Below are 7,986 nucleotides of genomic sequence, written 5' to 3'. Positions count from 1 at the left end.
GAGACGACGTATAGGGTCTGACGCCTGCCCGGTGCCGGAAGGTTAAGAGGAGGTGTGAGAGCACTGAATTGAAGCCCCGGTAAACGGCGGCCGTAACTATAACGGTCCTAAGGTAGCGAAATTCCTTGTCGGGTAAGTTCCGACCTGCACGAATGGCGTAACGACTTCCCCGCTGTCTCCAGCATCGGCTCAGCGAAATTGAATTCCCCGTGAAGATGCGGGGTATCCGCGGTCAGACGGAAAGACCCTATGAACCTTTACTGCAGCTTTGCAGTGGCATCAGAGACATTCTGTGTAGGATAGGTGGGAGGCTTTGAAGCAGGGGCGCCAGTTCCTGTGGAGCCATCCTTGAAATACCACCCTGAATTTTTCTGATGTCTAACCGCGACCAGTAAGCCTGGTCCGGGACCCTGCATGGTGGGCAGTTTGACTGGGGCGGTCGCCTCCTAAAGTGTAACGGAGGCGCGCGATGGTGGGCTCAGGCCGGTCGGAAACCGGCTGTCGAGTGCAATGGCATAAGCCCGCCTGACTGTGAGAGTGACAGCTCGATCAGAGACGAAAGTCGGCCATAGTGATCCGGTGGTCCCGCGTGGAAGGGCCATCGCTCAACGGATAAAAGGTACTCTAGGGATAACAGGCTGATCTCCCCCAAGAGTCCACATCGACGGGGAGGTTTGGCACCTCGATGTCGGCTCATCACATCCTGGGGCTGGAGCAGGTCCCAAGGGTTCGGCTGTTCGCCGATTAAAGTGGTACGTGAGCTGGGTTTAGAACGTCGTGAGACAGTTCGGTCCCTATCTGCCGTGGATGTTGGAGACTTGAGAGGATTTGTCCCTAGTACGAGAGGACCGGGATGAACATACCTCTGGTGCACCGGTTGTCGCGCCAGCGGCACAGCCGGGTAGCTAAGTATGGACGGGATAACCGCTGAAAGCATCTAAGCGGGAAACCCACCTCAAAACTAGGTCTCCCCAAGGGCCGTGATAGACCATCACGTCAATAGGCCAGGTGTGGAAGCGCAGTAATGCGTGCAGCTAACTGGTCCTAATCGCCCACGAGAACTCACTTGCAAGCTTCTCCTCGGAGACGCAATTCCATGCACAGAAATCATCCATGCCGCACATTTCAAAAATACACCAACCGTAATCACTGACCCACACAGATGTGGGTTGGATGACCTGGTGGCTATGGCGGGGAGAGATCCACCCGATCCCATCCCGAACTCGGCCGTGAAAGCCCCCAGCGCCTATGATACTGCGACTTAAGTCGTGGGAAAGTCGGTCGCCGCCAGGTCTTCCAATCCACATCATACACATCATAAATACCTCCGCGGGGTGGAGCAGCCCGGTAGCTCGTCAGGCTCATAACCTGAAGGCCGCAGGTTCAAATCCTGCCCCCGCAACCATGAATTCCAAACGAAATCAAACGCTTAGCCCGCTCTCCGAGCGGGCTTTCTGCGTTCTAACATACCAACTGGAATCATATAGGAATCATTCGGCAGAGAATTCACGCGTAGCAACGACGCGCGCCAGATGAGGGCCGGGAAGGGAAGGAATCGGGCCACGCCACACAGCACAGAGCCGATCCGCGAACCTTCTCCTTGCCTTCCAAGCCGTCCTCACGTAGCTACCAAATAAGAATGGTTCTTAATGTGGTGATCGGTTTCCATCTGCTGCACGAGGTCGCGGGTGAAGCCGTCGAGGTCCGCCATCTCCGGCGTGTCCTCGGGCGAGATGATGAAGCGGAAATGATGCCGGCCGTCTTTGCAGCGCGCGGCAAAATCCTGTGCATCGTGACGTATTTCCGCGTCTCGTCGGGCAGCACTTTCCCTGCTGTCAGAAACTGCTCATACCGCCCCGGCCCGGCATTATAGGCAGCCAGAAAACCCGCATCGCCGTAGCGGTCATGCAGGTGCCGAAGATAGGCCGCCCCCGCCGTGATGTTGTCGTGCGGATCATAGGGATCAGCCCCGAGATTCAACGTCGCGCGTAGTTCCTGCCATGTATCCGGCATGATCTGCATGAGGCCCATCGCGCCCTTGAGTGATACCGCTGAGGCATCACCCTGACTCTCCGCGCGCATCACCGCCGTGATCCACGCAGGCGGGATGTTCGCCCGCGTGGCCGCCTCGCTGACATAGGCATCGAACGGCGCGGCGCTGGCAGTCTGCATGAGGATGGCAAACCCGGCGCAGCCCACCAGCAGACTGGGCACTGTTTTAACGCGGATCATGACGGTGTTCGGGGACGGTTCCAGACCAGATGGAACGTGTCGTGTTCGTCCCGGTCCGGCAGCAGCCGGGCACGCAGGGGACGGGCGAAAAGCGGGTCATCAATCATCACCGCCAGCCACAACCCGATGCGCTCGCCCTGACGCGCCCAGGCGCAGCCCACCTGTATGGCGTCATCTTCCAGACCGCGCAGGACGCGATAATCCGGGGTGTTTTCGGTGGCGGGGTCTTCGATGGGGAGGATCGACAGATCGTCCTCCATCAGAAAAGTGGTGATCTGGCCGAAAAAGCCGTTTGTGGTGCGCGTGAACGTGCCAAGACGGATCATGATACGTCTCTCCTGATCTGCGGATCGCAGGACAAAGAATTGAAAACTGGGGGAGGGCTACGCCGCGTTACTGAAGTGGAGGCAATAGCAGCAGCGGACGCGGTTTTTCGTCATGGCCCGGTGCAGTCCGCCCGGTCGTGACCCAGATCGGGATCGCGCGGCCCATCACCGTGCTGGCGGGAAGCAGGCCGAAATAGCGCCCGTCCAGACTACGCGGTTCCGCCGGGTTCATGACGAAAATCTCGTCACGTCCCAGACGACGACAGCCCTGCCAGACAGGAAGCGGACGGCCCCGATGATCACGGGTCAGCGCATCGCCAGCATGCGCGCCGTCGATGCTGATGGCGCTTTTCGTGCGACACACACTTTGTCCCGGCAATGCCGCCACGGGTTTCAGCAAGGGCACACCGAATGGCAGATAGCCGCGTTGTGACAGCAGCAGGGCCAGCCGGTCGGGCAGACGCAGGGCGGCAAGATCCCCGACATGCAGGCTGCTATCGGCGCGCAGCCGATACAGCCCCACCGGGACGCTGGCCGTGCTGTTCCATAGCAACCGGGGGGCGATGTGTACGGCGGCGGACACGCCTACCGCCAGCACGACGAAATAGGTGCCGAAGAACCAGGCGCGCCGGGTCATGATACCAGCCTCGCACGTTTCAGCCACGCTGCGTGCAGGGGCTGTGTGTAGGGCCGTGGTTCCTGCCCGGCGATGATACGGTTATGGACATGCCGCCAGTGATCGGGAGAGACGGCGCAGGGATCGAAGCCGAAGCGTTTGATCTGGTCGATCACCTCAAGAACGTGCTTCACCTGCGGCCAGCCCGACACGTCGAGCAGCAGGTCGCCGCCGGGCCAGACAAAGGGCACGGTCTGGAAAGCGGTGCCCCTCTCCACGGTGCGCACGATGGCGAAGCAGGAGACGACCGTGCCGTAATCATTGGCGGCCCAGCGGATGAAGCCGAAGGTGCTGCCGGGCGTGAAACTCAGCAGGCGGCGGCGTTTGTCGAGCACGCGGTCGGAGACCGGCCTGCCAAACCTGATCCAGTGTTCGATGCGCTTTTCGATGAAGGTCAGTTCGACCATGGTCAGATTGGGATCATCCGTCCTCATGACCTGTTCCTCCGTGAGGGCATCTCACGCAGGGCGGCGGCATAGTTGTCGTCCGAGGTGTTGCGGCAGCGATGGTGCTGAAGCCATGCTTCCACGTCCTCGCGGAGATAAAGGACGCGCGAGCCAACCTTCAGGAACGGCGGGCCTCCACCGATGCTGCGGTATTTTTCCAATGTGCGAATGGAGACCCCGATCAATTCGGCAGCCTCTCCCCCGCGCAGATAGGGGCGCAGGATACGGGCCGGGGATGTTGGCGGGCGTGCTGACACAGAGACCTCGGACGGCTGTTGTGTCGGCGGCACGGGTGCGTCCGCTTTGGGTTTCGTGATGTCGGTCATGAAAGCTTCCCTTTCGGTGCGGCGCGCTTCGGGGGCGAAGCTGAGCCGGTAAGGGGAGGCTGACGGGAAAGTGGCGGTCTGGGAGTGGAGGAAATGATGTGCGCGAATTCTTCCACCCCAGAAGAGTAATGGAGCGCTGAATAAGATGGAAAAGGAGAGAGGAGTGTCTGCCCAGCAATAAGAATTTCTTGCAGAAAATCTCAAGCGATGCCGGCGTAAAGGCGGGGTATTACTGGACGGACTTACCCCATTTTGGCAGATATTAACCTGACCTACGTTGGTCACTAGAGGATACGATTATGTAGCTTCTGCTGGGCTGGCGGCCCTGTTAACGCAGGGGTTGGCCGTGAAAATTGCAAAGCTGTTACATGCAGTGCAATGGTAAACATTAGGTATGATATAGTAACGCACCAGTTCGGAATATTTAGGCTTCTAATGTTGTTGAGGTAATGTTTTGGTGAAATTGTCGGAACTTTCTGATTTTCCATCTCTAGAACAACTTGCTCGTGCCATCTGGCATCAAAATGGTCGGGGAGCCGCAGCGATAATCGGCGCAGGCATGAGTAAGTGTGCCTCCCTCGCGAGTGAGACATCTTTACGTCCTCCTTTATGGCGCGATCTTGCGTGTCAAATGGTTTCGGAGCTTTATCCACACGATGAAGATAATGCGCCTTACGATGCTTTGCGACTGGCCGAGGAATATAGACAGTATTTTGGGCAGTCTGCATTAGATGAATTTATTAGACGTAATATAGAAGATGAAGCGTGGATTCCCTCAGAAACCCATAATTTATTTCTATCCCTACCTTGGTCAGATATTTTAACGACTAACTACGATACTCTATTAGAGAGAGCATCTAGAAAATCTGTCCGTAATTACCAGTATGTATTGTCAGAAAGTGATCTTTCGCATGCTAAAGCGCCACGAATTGTAAAGCTGCATGGGTCTATAGGAACAACACCTCATTTTGTTATTTGTGAAGAAGATTTTAGAACATACCCAACAAAATACGCAGCATTTGTTAACTTAGCGCGACAAGTTTTTGTGGAAAATGAACTTGTTCTTCTTGGATTTTCTGGTGATGATCCTAATTTTCTAGCATGGGCAGGATGGGTTAGAGATCATCTTGGTTCATCTGCTAGGAGAATATATCTTGCAGGTGCTTTGAATTTAAGCGCGTCCAAGAGAAAATTCTTAGAGTCAAGAAATATCGCTCCTATAGATTTATATGAGCTTGTTAAAGACTATGATTCTGAGAGTCGCCATCAAATGGCTCTCAATCTTATGTTTGCGCATCTCCGTGAGTCAGAACCAGCGCCTCTTCATGAGTGGGAAGTCAATTCTTTGCCCGTGTCTTCCTCTAAATTTGGGAAAGATATTTTATTTGAACGAAATAGGATTCAAGGCATCATAGATACATGGGAGAAAGAACGACACAGTTATCCAGGATGGATCATCTGTCCGGGAAAGATTAGGAGCGAAATACGAAATTCTTTATCATCTTTATATATAAAATATAGTATTTTAGATGATCTTGAAAATATTTATTTGTTAAAATTTATGGTTAATATTTCTTGGAGATATCGAATATCTTTCTCTCCTATGGATGAAATTTTATTGGACGTCATACATAAGAAATATAAATCACATAAAAATTCCATTAAAACAGTAGATAAAATTGTAATACTTAGATCTTTATTGTGGCAAGCATTCATTGTGGATGACAAAGATCGTTTTGAAGATACATCTAGATGTATATTGGAAATTTCAGATACGGGATCAGACGCTAGGGCAGAAATTTCATATTTCAAAGCAGTAAATGCTTGTATTAGGATGGAATTCAAGGAGGCTCATGAATTAGCAGATTCGATAATTGGAATAGATCCTTTTTGGAAGGTAAAAAAGGCATCTATATTGTCTGAAGTGGGATTTTTTGGTGTGTCTGAGAATGTTTTGCGACAAGGAATCGCAGAACTAAGAGAGCGGTTGTGGGCGGATAGAACGTCGATTTGGATTCAATCACGTTTGGCGTGGGCGGAGTGTTTTGAACGTGCTTTTGAACAAAGTAGATTTAAATTTCTGCCATGGTCAGAAGAAAAATATAGGCAGATAAAATCTGATCCATTTTTAGAGGTAAATCTTCTTAGGGAAAAAATATGGAAAGAAACGGAAGATATTAGTCAGCGTCGAATTCCTCGATTTGAGCCCGGTGTATATTTCGATCCAGATCGCGCTGTACGTATTTCGTCAGGTGTCTCTGTAAAGCCCTTCGCGGAATTAGACTTAATGTTGACGGATGCTGGTATGCCTCCGCGTTTGTCTATTGTTTCGTGCTTTAGTGCTGATCGTCGCAAAGCATTGCAATGCATTAAAAACCATTCAGAATCATGGTACTTGCACTGCATTAGGGTTCTTGATGATAAAAAAGAGTATTTAGATATTGTCATGAGTCGCGTTGATGTGGCTATTTTGACAAATGAAGTTTGGGCTTCTCTGGAGAAATATATAACAAATTCAATAAATTATTGGACGGATATGATAGAAAGAGAACCCGATTATGCGGTTTTTTATCTAACAAGGCGTAAGATAGCCATTAGAATTCTTGCTCGACTGGTAATAAGGATGAATTCTTCTGATGCGGAGAGAGTATATCAATTTACAATAAATCTATGTAATGCGCGTAGCGTGCGGCCAGGATGGGCAGAAGCATGTGCTGAACTGTTAAAAAATGCATGGTCTGCGATCGCTCCCGAACGACGCCCTTTCTTAGTTGCAGATACATTATCTTTAGCTATAACTGATGGGCATTGGGGTATTGAGCCGACAGAGTGGATATATTGTACGGAACCAAGCATAGCTTTATCATCTAATAAAAAGATAGAGTGGATAGAAAGTGCAATTTCATCAATGGATAAGGGAGATCCTAGGCGCCCATTTGCTATATTGAGATTGCTATATATTAGGAAGTCAGGTCCATTACAAATATTAGAACATGATTTTTTAGAAAAAATTTGGTCTGTTGTTGATGATGAGCAGCCTTCTCTGCCAGGCGAGGCTACAATACGAATACCTTTCTGGTGTGAAATAACGAAACTAGATGGTTCTGATATAAAGAAAGATGTTAGGGATCGTTTGTTCCATACTTCTGACATAGATCCGAGTAGGCTGTCATCAATTCAAATGGCTATAATGCGTTCAATGGTTCTCCCATTAAATAATCAAGCGGTTGAACTTTTTGATTATTTAATTGGGATAGATTTATCGCCGATGTATCAAGAGGATAGTAAATTTATTATAGAAAAAAAATTGTCCGGATATAGCAAGAGATACATGGAGCGTAGCATTGGGTTGACATTGGCATGCATATCCAAATGTCTTACGACATTGGATAAAACCTACGAACGAGTAAAAGAAATTGAAAAATATCTAAATCGAACTCATGCTGTAGGTGTTGTGGCTGCATTATTGTGGTTTCCTGATTCGTTGCGACCCATGGAACTTATTTCGAAGAATATTCGCCGTGCGTTTCAGTCAAAAGCAGAAGATGACGTTTCAGATGCTTCGTGGGTGACGGAGCAATGGTTGGGTATAGAAGCGGGAAAAGAAATATCTAGAGATTTAAGTGATATAGCCGAGGTTTTGGTTTCTGCAATAGAATTTAGAAGAACATCATCTATTTTGTATCTCATAAAATCTATTATTATGTTTGTAAGTGAAGGGAAAACCACAGAAGAGCAGAATTCACGGCTTGATTCAGCCTTGGGTGATTTAGTAGATGAATGGAGCTATAATAGTATAGAGAATGAAGGAGAGGAATCTGGAATTATTTCTTTAGTAAGGGAAGAGTGTGTAAGATTGGCTTATGCCCTAAACAAGTTGGATGCCTCATATTCTCAAGCAGAGAAATGGCTTTCGGAATTTCAAAATGATCCACTTCCAGAAGTCCGTTTTGCTTTATCAAATGTAACATGTTAATTTA

Annotated in this window: 6 protein-coding genes, 1 tRNA gene and 2 rRNA genes (1 of these 9 cut by a window edge); 4 read left to right on the top strand and 5 right to left on the bottom strand. The window is 49.9% G+C overall.

Annotated features, from left to right (window positions below):
• From A0U92_RS12935 to A0U92_RS12925, 3 genes are all read left to right on the top strand, one after another.
• A 23S ribosomal RNA gene (locus tag A0U92_RS12935) occupies positions 1-1,069 on the top strand; it begins 1,669 nt to the left of the window's first position.
• 108 nt (positions 1,070-1,177) lie between these two features.
• Positions 1,178-1,293 (top strand): 5S ribosomal RNA (gene rrf, locus A0U92_RS12930).
• Between the two features lie 35 nt (positions 1,294-1,328).
• Positions 1,329-1,405 (top strand) — tRNA-Met (locus A0U92_RS12925).
• Between the two features lie 221 nt (positions 1,406-1,626).
• Here the strand turns inward: A0U92_RS12925 and A0U92_RS12920 are convergent.
• The 5 genes from A0U92_RS12920 to A0U92_RS12900 all read right to left on the bottom strand — a co-directional run bounded on the left by A0U92_RS12920 (position 1,627) and on the right by A0U92_RS12900 (position 4,006).
• Positions 1,627-2,172, bottom strand: coding sequence for a lytic transglycosylase domain-containing protein (locus tag A0U92_RS12920; RefSeq protein ID WP_236748376.1), 546 nt, complete (start codon positions 2,170-2,172; stop codon positions 1,627-1,629).
• Between the two features lie 56 nt (positions 2,173-2,228).
• Entirely contained in the window at positions 2,229-2,558 is a 330-nt protein-coding gene (locus A0U92_RS12915; protein ID WP_063908654.1) for a DUF736 domain-containing protein, read from the bottom strand.
• A 67-nt stretch (positions 2,559-2,625) separates the two neighbouring features.
• Positions 2,626-3,195: a S26 family signal peptidase gene (locus tag A0U92_RS12910; RefSeq protein WP_077814446.1), complete on the bottom strand. Its 570-nt coding sequence runs from the start codon at positions 3,193-3,195 to the stop codon at positions 2,626-2,628.
• Positions 3,192-3,668 (bottom strand): DUF2840 domain-containing protein, encoded by a 477-nt coding sequence (locus A0U92_RS12905; RefSeq protein WP_077813567.1) that lies wholly within the window; start codon positions 3,666-3,668, stop codon positions 3,192-3,194. The genes A0U92_RS12910 and A0U92_RS12905 overlap by 4 nt, the downstream gene beginning before the upstream one ends.
• Positions 3,665-4,006, bottom strand: coding sequence for a helix-turn-helix transcriptional regulator (locus tag A0U92_RS12900; RefSeq protein ID WP_077813566.1), 342 nt, complete (start codon positions 4,004-4,006; stop codon positions 3,665-3,667). The genes A0U92_RS12905 and A0U92_RS12900 overlap by 4 nt, the downstream gene beginning before the upstream one ends.
• 457 nt (positions 4,007-4,463) lie before the next feature.
• Here A0U92_RS12900 and A0U92_RS12895 point away from each other — a divergent pair, with 457 nt between their 5' ends.
• Positions 4,464-7,982 (top strand): SIR2 family NAD-dependent protein deacylase, encoded by a 3,519-nt coding sequence (locus tag A0U92_RS12895; RefSeq protein WP_149026469.1) that lies wholly within the window; start codon positions 4,464-4,466, stop codon positions 7,980-7,982.
• The last annotated feature ends 4 nt before the right edge of the window (positions 7,983-7,986 follow it).

It is taken from the genome of Acetobacter aceti (genome assembly GCF_002005445.1).
Lineage (GTDB): Bacteria > Pseudomonadota > Alphaproteobacteria > Acetobacterales > Acetobacteraceae > Acetobacter > Acetobacter aceti_B.
This window is presented reverse-complemented; position numbering and strand designations above follow the sequence as displayed.